Below are 15,955 nucleotides of genomic sequence, written 5' to 3' on the forward strand. Positions count from 1 at the left end.
CGCCCCGCCCCCCCCGGGCTGCCCCCGTACCCACGCCGTCCCTCACACGCCGACCGACTCCTCCATCTCCTCCTCGGCCTCCGCGGCGGCGGCCGGGTCCGGGGCCGCGGGGGCGGTGGCCCGCGCGGCCCGCCGCCGCTCCACGAGCCCGGCCGCCGCCGTGAGCAGCAGGCCCGCGGCCAGCCACGCCACCAGGGTCAGGGCCGCCCGGCCGAGGCCGTGGCCGTCGAAGTAGAGGTGCGCGCGGACGCCCTCGACGAATCCGGCGCCGTTCCAGAAGGAGTGCAGCGAGCCGTAGAAGCCGTTCTGCAGCTCGGGCCGGAAGAGCCCGCCGGAGCTGGTGAAGTTGAGCATCACGAACAGGACCATCATCGCGAGCGTCGTCCACCGCTTCAGGAACGTGTGCAGGCCGACGCCGATGAGCAGGATGCCCGCCGAGTACAGCCAGGACAGCGCCCACACGCCCCACAGGCCGTGGTGCGCGAGGTGGAAGACGGGCCCGGCGAGCGCGGCGCCGATCAGGCTCACGGCGAAAGAGACCCCGACGGCGAGCCCGGCCCGGGCCCGCGTGCGCAGGGCGCCGCCCGCGCCGCCGAGCACCGCGACGGAGGCGTACGAGCCGATGCTCACCGCGACGAGCAGGAAGAACAGGCCCTGGCCCGTGGGGTCGTCGGCGACCGGGGGCGCCACGTCGGTGACCTTCAGGGGCGCGCCCTGCGCGGCCGCGACCCGCGTGAAGACCTTCTCGGCGGCGAGCGCGCTCATGTCGGAGCCCGCCGAGGCCACGAGCAGTTCGGGTGCTTTCGCGTCCGGGAGGTAGGCCCCGGATATCTCCAGGGACTTCAGGTCCTCGACGGCACCGGCCCGCGAGGCCAGGGTCCGTACGTCGAGCGCGTCGCCCGCGGCGGCCCGCAGGGCGTGCGCCGCGCCCTGGGCCCGGGCGTCCGTGCCGACGACGGCGACCGGCAGGTCGTGCGGCTCGGGCGTGACGAAGGCGCTCATATAGGCCAGGCCCATGCCGAGGCACATCAGCAGCGGGGTCAGGAGGTGGACGAGGACGTGGCGCAGGGGGCCACGGGCAGGCGCAGGCATACGGACCTCTCCAGATAGTTGGCATATACAACTCTCAGTGCATGTTGTACTCTACAACTATTGGTCGGCCGGACGGAAACGCGGCCGTGGGCGGACGGGGCGAGGAGGCGGGCGGCGTGTCCGACCGGGACGAGGCGATCGAGACGATCCAGCGCGAGATGACGGCGTTCGCCCGGCGGGCGCGCGCCACCGCCGCGCGCATGCACCCCGAGCTCTCGCTGGTCTCCTTCACGCTCCTGAGCCATCTGGAGCACCGGCAGGGCTGCCGGGCCACGGACCTGGCCGCGCACTACACGCTGGACAAGTCGACGATCAGCAGACAGGTCGCCGCCCTGCAGAAGGCGGGCCTGGTCGAGCGCCGCCAGGATCCGGCTGACCACCGCGTCCAGGTCCTGCACCTCACCGAGCGGGGCGCCGGGCTGCTCGGGCAGGTCAGGGACAGCCGCCGGATCGCGGTCCGGGAGCGGCTCGCGGGCTGGGAAGGGCCGGATCTGGAGCGGTTCGCGGAGTATCTGCTGCGCTACAACGCGGGGGCGCCGGACGAGGCGGACGGGCCGGGGGTTGGTCGCGCGGAGTAAGGGGCGGGCTCGTGAGGTGGGGCGGGCGACGAAAAAACTTGTACGAGACGTCTCGTCTCGCTAAGGTCAGGGCATGACCACACGCCAGCGTGCCCATATCGCCATGTTCTCCATCGCCGCCCACGGGCACGTGAACCCGAGCCTCGAGGTGATCCGGGAGCTCGTCGCCCGCGGCCACCGCGTCACGTACGCGATCCCGCACGCCTTCGCCGACAAGGTCGCCGAGACCGGCGCCGAGCCCGTGCTCTACACCACCACCCTGCCCGGCGCCGACGACGACCCCTCGGCCTGGGGTGAGACCCTCCTGGACAACGTCGAGCCGTTCTTGAACGACGCCATCCACGCGCTGCCGCAGCTCGCCGCCGCCTACGAGGGCGACGAGCCCGACGTCGTCCTGCACGACATCACCTCGTATCCGGCCCGCGTCCTCGCCCGCCGCTGGGGCGTGCCCGAGATCTCGCTGTCGCCGAACCTGGTGGCCTGGGAGGGGTACGAGGAGGAGGTCGCCGAACCGATGTGGGCGGAGCCCCGCGCGACCGAGCGCGGGCGGGCGTACTACGCGCGCTTCGCGTCCTGGCTGCGGGAGAACGGGATCGAGCAGCACCCCGACCCGTTCGTGGGCCGCCCGCCCCGCTCCCTCGTCCTGATCCCCAAGGCGCTCCAGCCGCACGCCGACCGGGTCGACGAGGGCGTGCACACGTTCGTCGGCGCCTGCCAGGGCGACCGCGCGGCGCAGGGCGACTGGGAGCGCCCGGCGGACGCGGAGAAGGTGCTCCTGGTGTCCCTCGGCTCGTCCTTCACCAAGCGTCCTGAGTTCTACCGCGCGTGCGTCGAGGCCTTCGGCGGGCTGCCTGGCTGGCACGTGGTGCTCCAGATCGGCCGGCACGTCGACGCGGGCGACCTGGGCGAGGTGCCCGCGAACGTCGAGGTGCACTCCTGGGTGCCGCAGCTGGCGGTCCTGAAGAAGGCCGACGCGTTCATCACGCACGCGGGCGCGGGTGGCAGCCAGGAGGGACTCGCCACCGGGACGCCGATGGTGGCCGTGCCGCAGGCCGTCGACCAGTTCGGCAACGCGGACCTGCTCCAGGCCCTCGGCGTCGCCCGCCACCTGCCGATGGAGGAGGCCGACGCGGCGTCGCTGCGCGCGGCGGTGCTCGCGCTCGTGGACGACCCCGAGGTGGCGCGCAGGCTTGACGAGGTGCGCGCGGGCATGGCGGGGGAGGGCGGCACGAAAATGGCGGCCGACCTGATCGAGGAGGAGATCGAGCGGGCGACCAGGGAGGGGCGAGGGGGAATCGTGCGCGCCCGGCGTGACGGAAACGTGAAGGCGGGGCGTGCGGGGGAGTGACCGGCTGGTGGTACTTCAGGGCGATTTGGCACTGCTTGAGAGCGGAGCGGGAGCTGTCCGACACGGCGTGACATAACGCTCCGTTAGGCCATTGGGTAACGGCTGGGTCATTTGGTAACGCTCAGGTAACGCACGCGTGTCCTGGAAAGTCCATTGACCCGGCCCGCTGGTTGGACCTTTACCCCCGGTCAAAGGTTGCGCCCGGCGCTTCTTGTACCTTCCGGGAACGTGTTCTTAGCGTGAGGTGAACTTCAGTCCAACGCCAGGAAGTTGCCTCATGCCACTCCAGTCACCACCACGCGACGCGTCCGCCCGCGGGGAGATACCGCCCCTCGCCGAGGTGCGCCGCGTCACCCAGAAGAAGCGGGACGCGTGGTGGACCGTGCTGCTCGTCGACCCCGTCGCCACGCCACTCGTCCGCCAGACCGCGCTGCGCACCCGCATCACGCCGAACCAGATCACCTGGGGGGCGTTCCTGCTCGGGCTCGGCTCCGCGGCGTGCTTCGCCTTCGGTGACTGGAAGTGGCTGGCGCTCGGCGCCGTGATCTACCACCTGAGCTTCATCCTGGACTGCATGGACGGCAAGGTCGCGCGCCTGACCGGCCAGGGCTCTGTGTTCGGCGCGTGGCTCGACTTCGTCTTCGACCGCATCCGCGTGATGGTGTGCGGGGTCGCCCTGATGGGCGGTCAGTACGAGCGCACCGGGGACGTGGTGTACGTCTGGCTCGCCCTCGCGGTGGTCGGGCTCGACACGCTGCGGTACATCAACTCGCTGGAGATCTTCAAGGTCCGGCACACCATGCGCAAGCAGATCAAGGCGCGGGTGCGGGCGGCGCGGCGCGCCGAGAACCAGGCCGAGCTCGCCTTCATGGAGGACCTGCTGCGGGAGAACCCCGAGGCGGACGTGGAGCGCGACCTGGAGGCGGCGAAGGCCGGAGCGGCGGGGGACGCCCGGGACGCCGAAGGCGCCGACGACGCCTACGACACCGAGGGCGCCGGGGCCGAGCGGGCCGGGGGCTTCGAGGGCTTCGAGGCGGCGGCCGGACAGGCCGTTCCGGCCGGGGTGGGCGCGGGCGCGCGGGCCCCGAGGCCCCGGCGGTCCCCTCAGGTCATCGACCTCCACCAGGAGTTCCGGCACCGCTTCCCGCTGTACCTGCGGGCGCGCTCCTTCCTGCTGCGGCACCGTATCCGTACGCACCTCGTGAGCGGGGTCGAGTTCCAGATGGGCGTGTTCATCATCGGGCCGCTGTGCGACGCGGTGGTTCCGGCGACGATCGTGTCCGGGGCGCTGCTGCTCGTCTTCGAGCTGGCCATCGTCTACAAGCTGCTCCTCTCGACACGGGACTTCACGCGCACGCTCAACGACTTCGACCGGGCCGCGCCCGCGGCGCCCGGGGTCTGACCGCCTCCCGCGTCCGCCCTCCGAGGGGGGCGGACGCGGACGTCGTGTGAACGGGCTGTGCCCGAACTGTCGAAGGGGGCCCGTTTTGTTATTACAGAACCTTGTTGAACAAGTCACAGCTGCTCGAAGGGGTTGATCTGCGCGCGTCATTCAGACAGGGTTTCGTCCCAACGCCCGGCGATCTTCAGTTCTTCCGGAGCGACCCGGGCGCGGCAACAAAAGCTTGAACCCCCCACATCCCCCCACAACGCACCACGAGGAGACCCCTCTTCATGGCAGCTCACAAGCGCGCTCGCACGATGAAGCTCACCGCGGCGATAGCCACCACCGCCACCGCGGTCGGCGTGACCGTCTTCACCGGCGCCTTCGCCGGTGCCTCGACCCCCGCCGAGGGCAAGGTCTACGGCACCGACGCCAAGGGCGCGGTCGCAGGCAGCTACATCGTGCTCCTCGACGAGAAGACGAGCGGCGACGCCAAGGCCGACCTCGCGAAGGAGTACGGCGGCGACCTCAGCCGCACCTACTCCTCGGCCGTCAACGGCTTCTCCGCCAAGGGCCTGACGGAGACCGAGGCCAAGCACCTCGCCGCCGACCCGGCCGTCGGCAAGGTCGTCCAGAACAAGAAGTTCAGCATCAAGGCCACCCAGGACAACCCGCCGTCGTGGGGCCTGGACCGCGTCGACCAGGCCGACACGGCGGGCGACAAGAAGTACGCGTACCCGGACAAGGCCGGTGAGGGCGCGACCGCGTACGTCATCGACACCGGTGTCCGCGTCAGCCACAAGGACTTCGGCGGCCGCGCTGTCTCCGGCTTCGACGCCGTCGACAACGACGACAACGCCGACGACGGCAACGGCCACGGCACCCACGTCGCGGGCACCATCGCGGGCACGGCGCACGGCGTCGCCAAGAAGGCGAAGATCGTCGCGGTGCGCGTCCTGGACGACAACGGCTCCGGCACCACCGAGCAGGTCGTCGCGGGCATCGACTGGGTCACCAAGAACCACCAGGGCCCCTCCGTCGCCAACATGAGCCTCGGCGGCGGCGCCGACGAGGCCCTGGACGAGGCCGTCCGCAAGTCCATCGCCTCCGGCGTCACCTACGCGGTGGCCGCGGGCAACGAGTCGAGCGACGCGGGCCAGGGCTCCCCGGCCCGCGTCAAGGAGGCCATCACCGTCGCCTCCTCCACGAAGGACGACCAGCAGTCGGACTTCTCCAACTTCGGCTCCGTGGTGGACCTCTACGCCCCGGGCTCGGACATCACGTCCGCCTGGAACACCGGTGACGACGCCACCAAGACCATCTCCGGTACGTCCATGGCGACCCCCCACGTCGTCGGCGCCGCCGCCCTGTACGTGGCCGCGCACCCGGACGCCAAGCCCGACGCCGTCGCCAAGGCGCTGACCGAGGGCGCGACCCCGGACAAGATCTCCAACCCGAGCGAGGGCACGCCCAACAAGCTCCTGAAGATCGTCGAGTAGCCCCTCACCGGGGCCGCCGCGCGCAACGCGGCGGCCCCCGCGGGACCGGCGGCCGTCGTGCCCACCCCCACGGGGCACGGCGGCCGCCTTATCGTGGGCGCATGGCGACGAAGATCTACGCGGCGCTGCTGCGCGGCGTGAACGTGGGCGGCAGCAGGAAGGTGCCGATGGCCCGGCTGCGCGCGCTCCTCGAAGAGCGCGGCCTGGACCGGGTCCGCACCCATCTGCAGAGCGGGAACGTGGCCTTCGCCGCGGACCACGGCGACGAGGACAGCCTCGCCGCCGAACTCGGCACGGCCCTGGAGCAGGAGTTCGGGTTCACGGTGGACCTGCTGGTGCGCGACGGGGCGTATCTGCGGGCGGTGGTCGACGCCTGCCCGTTCCCCGCCGCCGACCTCGAAGGCAAGCAGCTGCACGTCACGTACTTCTCCGAGCCCGTCGCACCCGCCCGCTTCGCGGGCATCGACCAAGCGGCCTTCCTGCCGGAGGAGTTCAGGATCGGCGACCGCGCGCTGTATCTGTACGCCCCCGACGGGCTCGGCCGCTCCCGGCTCGGCGAGGCCCTGGCCCGCCCCGCGCTCACCAAGGGCCTCGTCGCCACCAGCCGGAACTGGAACACCGTCACCAAGCTCGCCGAGCTGACCGACCCCCAGGGGGAGCACCGATGACCGAGCGCACACCCGCCGTCGAGGCCGCCATCGAACACGAGCTGCGCCTGCTCGACCCGGAGGTCAGGGCCTCGCCCGAGCTGTTCGCGGAGCTGCTGCACCCGGAGTTCACCGAGTTCGGCGCCTCCGGCGCGCGCTGGGACCGGCAGTCGATCGTGGGGGCGATCACCGAAGGCCCCGAGCCGGGCGGGCGGCCCACGACGACGTCCCGGATGCGGGGCGTGCAGCTCGCCGACGACCTGGTGCACCTGACGTTCGACACCGACGGCAACGGCCGCCGCGCCCACCGCAGTTCCCTGTGGCGGCGCACCGAGGGCCGCTGGCTGCTCTGGTTCCACCAGGGGACGCCGTTCACGCCGCTCGGGGAAGGGTGACGGGGAGGTCGCCGAGATAGGTCGTGTGGGAGACGATCCCGGCCGGGACCGCGAGCCGCGGATCGGCGGCGAGCCGCTCCAGGACCCCGGGCCGCCCGGCGCCCCGCACCCGGCCCGCGGCCGCCGTGGCGGCGGCCACGGCGTCGAGCAGCACCAGGTCGTCCTCCGTGACGTCCGCGTCGTCCTTCTCCATCACGCCCCAGCCGTCCCACGGCAGCGGCTCAACCCCGGTCAGGGCGGCGAGGTCGGCCACCACGTCCGCGCGCACCAGGCTCAGCCCCTTGATCTGAGGCACGCCGCTCACCCAGAAAGTGTCGGGGTCCGCCCGCCCCTCCCGGCACGCCCGCCACGCGTCCCCGGCGACCAGGAACGCGTCCCGCGGCACGTCCAGCGGGTCGAACGGCGTGTCGTGCCGGTCGTCGAACACCTCCGCGTCCACCAGGACCCAGCCGCGCCCGGCCGCCCAGTACTCCGTCACCCAGTGGTTGTCGTGGAACCCCGCCTGGAAGTACGTCGCGTAGCCGCCCCGCACCCGCGCCGGGGTGCCGGTCTCCCGAAGCAGCGCGCACAGCAGCAGCGCGAAGTCCCGGCAGGTGGCCACGAACCGGGCCCCGGGCTCGCGCGCCTCGGTCAGCGGAGTGTCCCCGCGCTCGGCCAGGACGCGCAGGATCTCCGTCACGTACCGGGACTCGGCGTCCCCGTGCAGCCGCTCGACGGGCAGCGCGCGGTCGAGGGCGGCCGCCTCAAGGCGGTGCAGCAGCACGCCGCGCACCAGCGCGGCGAGGCCGGGGACGTCGCGGGGGAGCGGGCCGGGCCCGAGGAGGGCGCCGAGCAGGGGGCCGGGGGTGCTGTACGGGCTGTGGGTCACGTAGTCGTCGCTCATGGGGGCGAGGCTGGGGTCTGACCCAGGGTCAAGGTCCAGACCCCGGAAGGGATCTCGCCAGGGATCTCTCCCTGGAAGGGATCTTGACGGTCCGCCGTCACCGTGTGCGAGGCTCACCGGCATGCGATACGTCATGATCGGAGCGGGAGCCGTCGGCGGCAGCGTCGGCGGGCGTCTCGCCGAAGCGGGCCACGAGGTCGTCCTGGTCGCCCGCGGCGCGCACCGCGACGCGCTGCGCGAGCGCGGCCTCACGCTCACCACCCCCGAGGGCACCCGCGTCCACCGCGTCCCCGTCGTCGGCGGCCCCGAGGAACTGGGCGTGCTGCGGGCCGACGACGTGCTGGTGCTCGCCGTGAAGACACAGGACGCCGAGGCCGCGCTCGACGCCTGGAGCACCCGGCCCGTCGCGGGCGGCGCGACCGCCGCCGACGCGCTGCCGCTGCTGTGCGCGCAGAACGGCGTCGAGAGCGAACGGCTCGCGCTGCGCCGCTTCGCCCGCGTGTACGGCGTCTGCGTCTGGCTGCCGTCCGGGTACGTCGAGCCGGGCACCGTCTCGGCGGCCGGCGCCCCCTACACCGGCATGCTGCACCTCGGCCGCTACCCGAGGGGAGCCGACGCCACCGCGCGCCGCGTCGCCGCCGACCTGGAGAGCGCGAGGCTGCTGGCTCCCGTCGTCGAGGACGTCACGCGCTGGAAGTACGCCAAGCTCCTGTCCAACCTCGGCAACGCCCTGGAGGCGGTCACCGGGCCGATCACGGGTGAGGCGGCCGTCGCGCTCTACCGCCGGGCCCGCGCCGAGGGCGAGGCCGTCCTGGCGGCCGCGGGCATCGCGGCGGTGAGCGAGGAGGAGCAGCGCCAGGCCCGCGCCGACCGCGTCGTCCTCCAGCCGCTGGCCGACCGCGAGCGGGGCGGCGGCTCCTCCTGGCAGAGCCTGGCCCGGGGCACCGGCACCATCGAGGCCGACTTCCTGAACGGCGAGATCGTGCTCCTCGGCCGTCTGCACGGCGTCGCGACCCCCGTGAACGACGTCCTGCGACGGCTCGCGAACGCGTGCGCGCGGGAGGGCCGGGCGGCGGGGTCGATGACGGTGGCGGAAGTCGAGCGGTACGTCAACGAGGCGGTCGAGGCGGTCGAGGCGGTCGAGGCGGTCGAGGCGGCCGGGGAGGCGCGGGCGCGGTAGTCGGAGAAGGCAGCCCAGGGCCGGGAAATGGCCCAGAAAACCCCGCCAAAAGTGGCCCAGGTGCGTGCGCCACCCCTGGCTAGGGTTTCTCATATGACCACTACAGAGACCCGCCCGGCCACCACCCCCGACGCCCGCACCGCCACCACCCGGGTCGACGTGTACGTAGACCCGGCCTGCCCCTTCGCGTGGATCACCTCCCGCTGGCTCCTGGAGGTCGAGCGCCACCGCGACCTCGATCTGCGCTTCCACGTGATGAGCCTGTATCTGCACAACGTCGGCAACGAACTGCCGGACTGGTACCGGGAGCTCGTCGACAAGTCGCTCGGTGTCGTCCGCGTCATGGCGGCCGCCGCCGAGCGCCACGGCGAGGCCGTCCTGCGCGACCTCTACACCGCGCTCGGGACCCGCATCCACCAGGAGGGCGACAAGGACTTCCGCGCCGTCGTCCTCGCCGCCCTCGCCGAGGTGGGACTCCCGGCGGACTTGGAGGAGGCCTCGTACTACACGGCGTACGACGAGGCGCTGCGCCGCGGCCACGACGCGGGCAAGGACCCGGCGGCGGACGCCTATGTGGGCACGCCCACGCTCCACGTCGACGGCACGGTGTGGTTCGGCCCGGTGCTGCGGGCCATCCCGCGCGGCGAGGAGGCGGCCCGGCTCTTCGACGGCTTCAGGGTCCTCGCGGGCCACCCGGACCTGTTCGAACTGAAGCGGACCCGGACGGGGGGCCTCGACTTCGGCTGAGCGCTACCCGGCGACGGGCAGCGCGCCCCAGCTGGCAGGCACGCGCGAGGCCGCCGTGAAGCGGCGGCACGAGTCGAACCGTTCGAGCAGCACCCGGGCGACGAACGCCGAATCGCCGAGCACGCCGCCGAGGACGTCGGCCGCGGCGGCCCCGCGGGCGATCCGGTCCGGCAGGAACCCCGGGGCCAGGACGTACGGGGCCACGGCCACCCGCCGCACCCCGGGCGTCCGGCGCAGCAGGCGGACCGCGTCCTCCGTCCGGGGCAGTTCCGCGGAGGCGAACGCAGGCCGCACAGCGCACCAACCGGTACGCCGCCACTCCCGCGCGATGTCAGCGATCACTGCGATCGCCTCCGGGTCTGTGGACCCCGCCGAGGCGAGGACCACCCCGGTCGAGGACTTGTCGGCGGGGTCGAGCCCCGCCTCGTACAGCCGCTGCTCGAGCGCGGCGAGCAGCAGCGGCGAGGGGCCGAGGACCCCGGCCTGCCGCACCCGCATCCCGGCCGGGGCCGCCCGCAGCACGGCGGGGATGTCGGCCTTCGCGTGGAAGGCGCGGGTCAGCAGGAGCGGCTGCGCGACGACGTCACGCACGCCGTCGGCGGCCAGGGACGCGAGGACCTCCGGCACGGCCGGGGCGTCGAAGTCCAGGAAGCCGACCTCCACCCGCAGTTCGGGACGGAGGACGCGGACGCGGCGCACCAGCGCGCGCACCGTCGCCGCGTGCCGGGCGTCGCGGCTGCCGTGGGCGATGACGAGCAGGGCGGGGGCGGGGGACAGGTGCATCGGGATCACTTCACCAGCAGGCCGCGGCTGCGCAGCACCCACCGCTCCAGGGGGCTGAAGATCAGCAGGTCGATGGCGATGCCGACGATCAGGATCAGCAGGATCGCGAGGAACACCTGCGACATGCTGCTGTTGGTGCGCCCGGCCTCCAGGAGCTGGCCGAGGCCCATCCCGAGGTCGGGGGACTGGGCGATGATCTCGGCGGCCATCAGGGACCGCCAGGAGAACGCCCAGCCCTGCTTCAGGCCCGCGAGGTAGCCGGGCAGCGCCGCGGGCATGACGATGTGCCAGGTCCCGCGCAGACCGGTGGCGCCGAGGGTGCGGCCCGCCCGCAGGAACAGCGGCGGCACCTGGTCCACGCCCGAGACCAGGCCGTTGGCGATGGACGGCACGGCGCCGAGCAGGATCACCGCGTACATCATCTTGTCGTTGAGGCCGAGCCAGATCACCGCCGGGGGCACCCACGCCACCGACGGCAGCGACTGCAGGCCGGACAGGATCGGGCCGATCGCCGCCCGCACGAACTTGATCCGCGCCACGACCAGACCGAGCGGCGTACCGATGGCGAGCGCCATCAGGAAGCCGAACATGCCGCGCGAGACGGACGTCCAGATGTACTCCAGGAGCGTGCCCTGCCGCCAGGCGTACTCGACCTCTTCCCACACGGCGTCCGGCGCGGGCAGCTTGTAGCTGTCGGTCACCTTCGCCCAGACGAGGATCTGCCAGACCGCAAGGACGAGCAGCACCGCCGTCACGGGTGGCAGGACCTTCCGCACCAGCGTCTCGCGCAGCGGGGTGCGCCGCGTCTGCACGCTGTCCAGGGCGTCGAGCCCGGCCTCAAGGCCCGCCAGGTCGTGGCTGTCGCGCCCCTCGCCCCTGCGCGCGGCGGGAGTCGTCGTCTCAGTGCTGCCCATGGCGGCGGATCTCCCCACGCAGTTCTTCGGTGATCTCGACGGAGAGCTCCGCCACGGCCGCGTCCTCGATGCGGCGCGGCTGCTCGATGCCGACGGTCCACTCGCGCGCCACCCGGCCAGGCCGCGAGGACAGCAGGACCACGCGCTGGGCGAGCCGCACCGCCTCGCGGACGTTGTGCGTGACGAACAGGACCGAGACGCCCGTCTCGCGCCAGATCCGGGTCAGCTCGTCGTGCAGCACGTCCCGGGTGATCGCGTCCAGGGCCGCGAACGGCTCGTCCATCAGGAGCAGTTCGCTGTCCTGGGCGAGCGCGCGGGCCAGGGCGACGCGCTGGCGCATGCCGCCGGACAGCTCGTGGACGCGCTTGCCGTGCGCGCCCGACAGGCGGACCAGGCCGAGGAGTTCCTCGGCCCGCTCCCGGCGCTCGGCCTTCGGCACGCCCCGCAGCTTCAGGGCCAGCTCGATGTTCTTGCCCGCGGTCAGCCACGGGAACAGGGCGTGCTCCTGGAACATCAGGGCCGGGCGGCCGTCGGTGGCGATGCTGCCCGCGCTCGGCCGGTCGAGCCCGGCCACGAGGTTGAGCAGCGTCGACTTCCCACAGCCCGAGGCCCCCAGGAGGGTGACGAACTCCCCCCGTCCGACGTCCAGCGTGATGTCGTCCAGGACGAGCTGCCGTCCCGCCGGTGTGGCGAAGGACTTCGAGACGTGCTCGATGCGCGCGGCGACCCCGCCCGCGTCCACGGTGTGTGCGGCGCTTCCCGGTGCCTTGGCCAGCGTCGTGCCCATGGTCGTCACCTCCTGAGAACCTGAACTGTGGGTGATGTCCGGTTACTTGACGCCGAGACCGGCGTCGGCGACCGCGGGCTCGCCCGCCGCCTTCAGGACCTTGTTGAGCGGCCCGAGGTCGTAGATGCCCTTGAGGTCGGGCTCTTCCAGGAGGCCCGCCGCCACCGCGTGCTCGGCCTCGGTGCCGAGCGTCGCCGCCAGCGGGTCGTTGGTGAACTGGATCGACTTCCAGGCCGGGTCGATGACCTCGGCGGGCAGCGCCTTGCCGGAGGCCTGCTTCAGCTTGGCGTTGGCCGCGGCCTTCGCCTTCTCGGGGTTGTCCTTGATGAACTGGTTGGTCTTCACCGCGCCCCTGAGCACGGCCTCGACGACCTTGGGGTGGTCCTTCAGGAACTCCTGCCGCACGATGATGTTCGTGATCACGAACTTCTTGTCCGGCCACAGGTCGGCCTCGTCGAGGAGCACCTTGGCGCCCTCGGCGACCAGCTTGGACGCGGTCGGCTCCGGCACCCAGGCGCCGTCGATGGAGCCGGACTTATAGGCGTCCGGGGTGATCTTGTTGTCGGTGCGGACGACGGAGACGTCACCCTTGCCGCTCTCGGCGTCGACCTTCCAGCCCTTGCCCTTGATCCAGTTGAGGAAGGCCACGTCCTGGGTGTTGCCGAGCTGCGGCGTCGCGATCTTCTTGCCCTTGACGTCGCCGAGGGACTTGATCTTCTCGGGGTTCACCACGAGCTTCACGCCGCCGGACGCCGAGCCGCCGACGATGCGCAGGTTCTTCCCGTCGGACTTGGCGTAGCCGTTGATCGCGGGCGACGGGCCGATCCAGCTGATGTCGATGGACTTCGAGTTGAGCGCCTCGATCGCCGAAGGGCCCGCGTTGAACTGCGCGTACGTCGCCTTGGTGGCGCCGAGCTCCTTCTGGAACAGGCCCTCCTGGTCGCCGACGAGCGCCGTGCCGTGGGTCAGGTTCGGGAAGTACCCGATCTTCACCTGGTCCAGGCCCTCGATCTTCTTCGCATCGGCGGCGATCTTGGCCTTGCCGTCGTCGTCCTTGTCGGAGTCCGAGCCGTATCCGCAGGCGGAGAGCGTCAGGGCGAGCAGGGGGAGCGCGGCGAACGCGGCCACGCGGCGGGGACGGCGCGCGCCGGGAGTACGGGGACCGGCGGTGCGGATGGCAGGCACGGGAGGGGTTCCTCTCGTTGGCCCGGCGCGCACCGTCAGGGCGCGGCCGGGTGGATGTCGGCGGATCTTCGACTGCGTGCGAAGGGACGGCGCAGGGCGTGGGCGCGCGAGCGGTGCGCGTACGTCATCGCACACATCGCGTCACGCCGCCGGAGCCCGCGCCGAGGGCGCCGCTGCCGATGCGGCCGCCCTCCTTGGCGAAGGTCGAGAAGGCGTCAGGGGTACGCACGGTCAGAAGTCCCACCCCTCGTCGTCGGCGACGGGCGCGGGCGCCTCGGCCTTGGCGAAGGCCTCGCCCGCCATGCCCGCGGCGAGCGTCGTGCCGTCCGCGGGGTCGATCAGGAGGAAGGAGCCGGTGCGGCGCGAGTCCGCGTACGCGTCCAGGGCCAGCGGCTCCGCGGTGCGCACCAGGACCCGGCCGATGTCGTTGGCGACGAGCCGCCCCGGGTTGGGGTGCTGGGACAGGTCGTCCAGGGTGAGCCGGGAGGGGATCTGCTTCACGATCGCCTTGACCGTGCGGGTGGTGTGCTTCAGGAGCACCCGCTGGCCCACGACCAGCGGCTGGTCGGCGACGTGGCAGACGGTGGCGGCGATGTCCTGGCTGGTCGGCGGCGTATCACTGCTCGGGACGAGCATATCGCCGCGTGAGATGTCGAGGTCGTCCTCCAGGAGCACGGTCACCGACTGTGGCGTCCACGCCACGTCCACGGCCTCGCCGAGCAGATCGATGGCCGCGATCGTCGAGGCGCGGCCCGAGGGCAGCACCGTCACCGCGTCGCCCACCCGGAACGTGCCCGCCGCGATCTGCCCCGCGTAGCCCCGGTAGTCGGGGTGCTCGGCGGTCTGCGGCCGGATCACGTACTGCACGGGCAGGCGCGCGTGACAGTCGGTCAGGTCGTGGCTGACGGGCACGGTCTCCAGGTGTTCGAGGACCGTCGGGCCGCCGTACCAGTCCATGTTCGACGAGGGCTCCACCACGTTGTCCCCGGCCAGGGCCGAGATCGGGATCGCGGTGACCTCCGGGACGCCGAGCTCGATGGCGTACGCGGTGAACTCCTCGGCGATGGCCGCGAAGGCGCGCTCCTCGTACCCGACGAGGTCCATCTTGTTCACGGCGAGCACCACGTGCGGCACCCTGAGGAGCGCGGCGATGGCCGCGTGCCTGCGGGTCTGCTCGACCACGCCGTTGCGGGCGTCGACGAGGACGACGGTGAGCTCCGCCGTGGAGGCGCCGGTGACCATGTTGCGCGTGTACTGCACATGGCCCGGGGTGTCGGCGAGGATGAAGCGGCGCCGCGCGGTCGCGAAGTAGCGGTACGCCACGTCGATGGTGATGCCCTGCTCGCGCTCGGCCCGCAGCCCGTCGGTGAGCAGCGCGAGGTCGGGGCCCTCGGAGCCGCGGCTGCGCGAGGCGTGCTCGACGGCCTCCAGCTGGTCGGCGAGGACCGACTTGGAGTCGTGCAGGAGCCGGCCCACGAGCGTGGACTTGCCGTCGTCGACGGACCCGGCGGTGGCGAACCGCAGCAGGGTGGTGGCCGAGAGACCGGCCAGCTGTTCGGCGGTGGTGCTGGTCATGGCTAGAAGTACCCCTCGCGCTTGCGGTCTTCCATCGCGGCCTCGGACAGCTTGTCGTCGGCCCGGGTCGCGCCGCGCTCGGTGAGCCGGGACGCCGCGATCTCGGTGATCACGGACTCCAGCGTCGTCGCGTCCGAGTCGACGGCGCCGGTGCAGGACATGTCGCCGACGGTGCGGTAGCGCACCAGGCGCCGCTCGACGTCCTCGCCCTCGCGGGGGCCGCCCCAGTCGCCCGCCGTCAGCCACATGCCGCCGCGCTGGAAGACCTCGCGCTCGTGGGCGAAGTAGATCTCGGGCAGCTCGATCTTCTCGCGGGCGATGTACTGCCACACGTCGAGCTCGGTCCAGTTGGACAGCGGGAACACGCGCACGTGCTCGCCCGGCGCGTGCCGGCCGTTGTACAGCTGCCACAGCTCGGGGCGCTGGCGGCGCGGGTCCCACTGCGAGAACTCGTCGCGCAGCGAGAACACCCGCTCCTTGGCGCGGGCCTTCTCCTCGTCCCTGCGGCCGCCGCCGAAGACCGCGTCGAACCGCTCGGCGGCGATCTTCTCCGTCAGCGGCACGGTCTGCAGCGGATTGCGGGTGCCGTCCGGGCGCTCGCGCAGGGCGCCGCGGTCGATGTAGTCCTGCACCGACGCCACGTGCAGGCGCAGCCGGTGCCGCGCCACGGCGCGGTCGCGGTAGTCGATGACCTCGGGGAAGTTGTGCCCGGTGTCCACGTGCAGGAGCGAGAACGGGATCGCGGCCGGGGCGAACGCCTTGAGCGCCAGGTGCAGCATGACGATGGAGTCCTTGCCGCCGGAGAACAGGATCACCGGCCGCTCGAACTCGCCCGCCACCTCGCGGAAGATGTGCACGGCCTCGGACTCCAGGGCGTCCAGGTGGCTGAGCGCGTACGGGGTGCCGGCGCCCTGGGCGCGCCGGGGGCGCGAGGCGTCCCCGGACGCGGTGGCGGAGG

15 protein-coding genes and 1 pseudogene are annotated in these 15,955 nt (G+C 72.5%); 8 read left to right on the forward strand and 8 right to left on the reverse strand.

Going from position 1 to position 15,955, the window contains the following annotated elements; translation table 11 throughout:
• Window positions 1-42: 42 nt before the first annotated feature.
• The gene (locus AC07A4_RS15570; RefSeq protein ID WP_478598143.1) at window positions 43-1,092 is read right to left on the reverse strand and encodes a hypothetical protein; all 1,050 of its coding nucleotides are present in this window, start codon (window positions 1,090-1,092) and stop codon (window positions 43-45) included.
• 158 nt (window positions 1,093-1,250) lie between these two features.
• On the opposite strand from AC07A4_RS15570, the gene AC07A4_RS15575 reads away from it, so the two are divergent.
• From AC07A4_RS15575 to AC07A4_RS15600, 6 genes and pseudogenes are all read left to right on the forward strand, one after another.
• Complete coding sequence (locus tag AC07A4_RS15575; RefSeq protein ID WP_478598924.1) at window positions 1,251-1,670, forward strand: MarR family winged helix-turn-helix transcriptional regulator; 420 nt, start codon at window positions 1,251-1,253, stop codon at window positions 1,668-1,670.
• An 11-nt stretch (window positions 1,671-1,681) separates the two neighbouring features.
• Window positions 1,682-3,018, forward strand: a pseudogene (mgt, locus tag AC07A4_RS15580) (macrolide-inactivating glycosyltransferase).
• A 277-nt stretch (window positions 3,019-3,295) separates the two neighbouring features.
• Window positions 3,296-4,420, forward strand: coding sequence for a CDP-alcohol phosphatidyltransferase family protein (locus AC07A4_RS15585; RefSeq protein WP_478598146.1), 1,125 nt, complete (start codon window positions 3,296-3,298; stop codon window positions 4,418-4,420).
• 272 nt (window positions 4,421-4,692) lie between these two features.
• Window positions 4,693-5,901 (forward strand): S8 family peptidase, encoded by a 1,209-nt coding sequence (locus AC07A4_RS15590; RefSeq protein ID WP_478598149.1) that lies wholly within the window; start codon window positions 4,693-4,695, stop codon window positions 5,899-5,901.
• Window positions 5,902-6,002: 101 nt separating this feature from the next.
• Complete coding sequence (locus tag AC07A4_RS15595; RefSeq protein WP_478598151.1) at window positions 6,003-6,569, forward strand: DUF1697 domain-containing protein; 567 nt, start codon at window positions 6,003-6,005, stop codon at window positions 6,567-6,569.
• Window positions 6,566-6,943 carry a nuclear transport factor 2 family protein gene (locus tag AC07A4_RS15600; protein WP_478598154.1) on the forward strand — a complete coding sequence of 126 codons (378 nt, stop codon included), beginning with the start codon at window positions 6,566-6,568 and terminating at the stop codon, window positions 6,941-6,943. Before AC07A4_RS15595 ends, AC07A4_RS15600 begins: the two co-directional genes overlap by 4 nt.
• Here AC07A4_RS15600 and AC07A4_RS15605 read toward each other — a convergent pair.
• On the reverse strand, window positions 6,921-7,826 hold the full coding sequence (locus AC07A4_RS15605; protein ID WP_478598157.1) for a transglutaminase-like domain-containing protein: 906 nt from the start codon (window positions 7,824-7,826) through the stop codon (window positions 6,921-6,923). The genes AC07A4_RS15600 and AC07A4_RS15605 overlap by 23 nt on opposite strands.
• Window positions 7,827-7,947: 121 nt before the next feature.
• Here AC07A4_RS15605 and AC07A4_RS15610 point away from each other — a divergent pair, with 121 nt between their 5' ends.
• Window positions 7,948-9,006: a ketopantoate reductase family protein gene (locus tag AC07A4_RS15610; RefSeq protein ID WP_478598159.1), complete on the forward strand. Its 1,059-nt coding sequence runs from the start codon at window positions 7,948-7,950 to the stop codon at window positions 9,004-9,006.
• Window positions 9,007-9,099: 93 nt separating this feature from the next.
• Window positions 9,100-9,753 (forward strand): mycothiol-dependent nitroreductase Rv2466c family protein, encoded by a 654-nt coding sequence (locus tag AC07A4_RS15615; RefSeq protein ID WP_478598162.1) that lies wholly within the window; start codon window positions 9,100-9,102, stop codon window positions 9,751-9,753.
• Window positions 9,754-9,756: 3 nt separating this feature from the next.
• Here the strand turns inward: AC07A4_RS15615 and AC07A4_RS15620 are convergent, their stop codons facing one another.
• The 6 genes from AC07A4_RS15620 to cysD all read right to left on the reverse strand — a co-directional run bounded on the left by AC07A4_RS15620 (window position 9,757) and on the right by cysD (window position 15,878).
• Window positions 9,757-10,536, reverse strand: a complete 780-nt coding sequence (locus AC07A4_RS15620; protein WP_478598165.1) for a sirohydrochlorin chelatase — start codon at window positions 10,534-10,536, stop codon at window positions 9,757-9,759.
• Window positions 10,537-10,541: 5 nt separating this feature from the next.
• Window positions 10,542-11,450 (reverse strand): ABC transporter permease, encoded by a 909-nt coding sequence (locus AC07A4_RS15625; protein WP_478598168.1) that lies wholly within the window; start codon window positions 11,448-11,450, stop codon window positions 10,542-10,544.
• A complete protein-coding gene (locus AC07A4_RS15630; protein WP_478598171.1) occupies window positions 11,437-12,237 on the reverse strand; it encodes an ABC transporter ATP-binding protein in 801 nt (266 codons plus the stop codon). Before AC07A4_RS15630 ends, AC07A4_RS15625 begins: the two co-directional genes overlap by 14 nt.
• A gap of 42 nt (window positions 12,238-12,279) precedes the next feature.
• Entirely contained in the window at window positions 12,280-13,422 is a 1,143-nt protein-coding gene (locus AC07A4_RS15635; protein ID WP_478598174.1) for an aliphatic sulfonate ABC transporter substrate-binding protein, read from the reverse strand.
• Between the two features lie 231 nt (window positions 13,423-13,653).
• Window positions 13,654-14,997, reverse strand: a complete 1,344-nt coding sequence (locus AC07A4_RS15640; protein WP_478598177.1) for a sulfate adenylyltransferase subunit 1 — start codon at window positions 14,995-14,997, stop codon at window positions 13,654-13,656.
• A gap of 2 nt (window positions 14,998-14,999) precedes the next feature.
• Entirely contained in the window at window positions 15,000-15,878 is an 879-nt protein-coding gene (gene cysD, locus AC07A4_RS15645) for a sulfate adenylyltransferase subunit CysD (RefSeq protein ID WP_478598927.1), read from the reverse strand.
• Window positions 15,879-15,955: the final 77 nt, after the last annotated feature.

Source organism: Streptomyces sp. NPDC043996, from assembly GCF_056435225.1.

Excerpts from the sequence above, each read along its gene's own strand:
- AC07A4_RS15570 (WP_478598143.1), bottom strand. The coding sequence starts at position 1,092 with ATGCCTGCGCCTGCCCGTGGCCCCCTGCGCCACGTCCTCGTCCACCTC.
- AC07A4_RS15575 (WP_478598924.1), top strand. The coding sequence starts at position 1,251 with ATGACGGCGTTCGCCCGGCGGGCGCGCGCCACCGCCGCGCGCATGCAC.
- AC07A4_RS15585 (WP_478598146.1), top strand. The coding sequence starts at position 3,296 with ATGCCACTCCAGTCACCACCACGCGACGCGTCCGCCCGCGGGGAGATA.
- AC07A4_RS15590 (WP_478598149.1), top strand. The coding sequence starts at position 4,693 with ATGGCAGCTCACAAGCGCGCTCGCACGATGAAGCTCACCGCGGCGATA.
- AC07A4_RS15595 (WP_478598151.1), top strand. The coding sequence starts at position 6,003 with ATGGCGACGAAGATCTACGCGGCGCTGCTGCGCGGCGTGAACGTGGGC.
- AC07A4_RS15600 (WP_478598154.1), top strand. The coding sequence starts at position 6,566 with ATGACCGAGCGCACACCCGCCGTCGAGGCCGCCATCGAACACGAGCTG.
- AC07A4_RS15605 (WP_478598157.1), bottom strand. The coding sequence starts at position 7,826 with ATGAGCGACGACTACGTGACCCACAGCCCGTACAGCACCCCCGGCCCC.
- AC07A4_RS15610 (WP_478598159.1), top strand. The coding sequence starts at position 7,948 with ATGCGATACGTCATGATCGGAGCGGGAGCCGTCGGCGGCAGCGTCGGC.
- AC07A4_RS15615 (WP_478598162.1), top strand. The coding sequence starts at position 9,100 with ATGACCACTACAGAGACCCGCCCGGCCACCACCCCCGACGCCCGCACC.
- AC07A4_RS15620 (WP_478598165.1), bottom strand. The coding sequence starts at position 10,536 with ATGCACCTGTCCCCCGCCCCCGCCCTGCTCGTCATCGCCCACGGCAGC.
- AC07A4_RS15625 (WP_478598168.1), bottom strand. The coding sequence starts at position 11,450 with ATGGGCAGCACTGAGACGACGACTCCCGCCGCGCGCAGGGGCGAGGGG.
- AC07A4_RS15630 (WP_478598171.1), bottom strand. The coding sequence starts at position 12,237 with ATGGGCACGACGCTGGCCAAGGCACCGGGAAGCGCCGCACACACCGTG.
- AC07A4_RS15640 (WP_478598177.1), bottom strand. The coding sequence starts at position 14,997 with ATGACCAGCACCACCGCCGAACAGCTGGCCGGTCTCTCGGCCACCACC.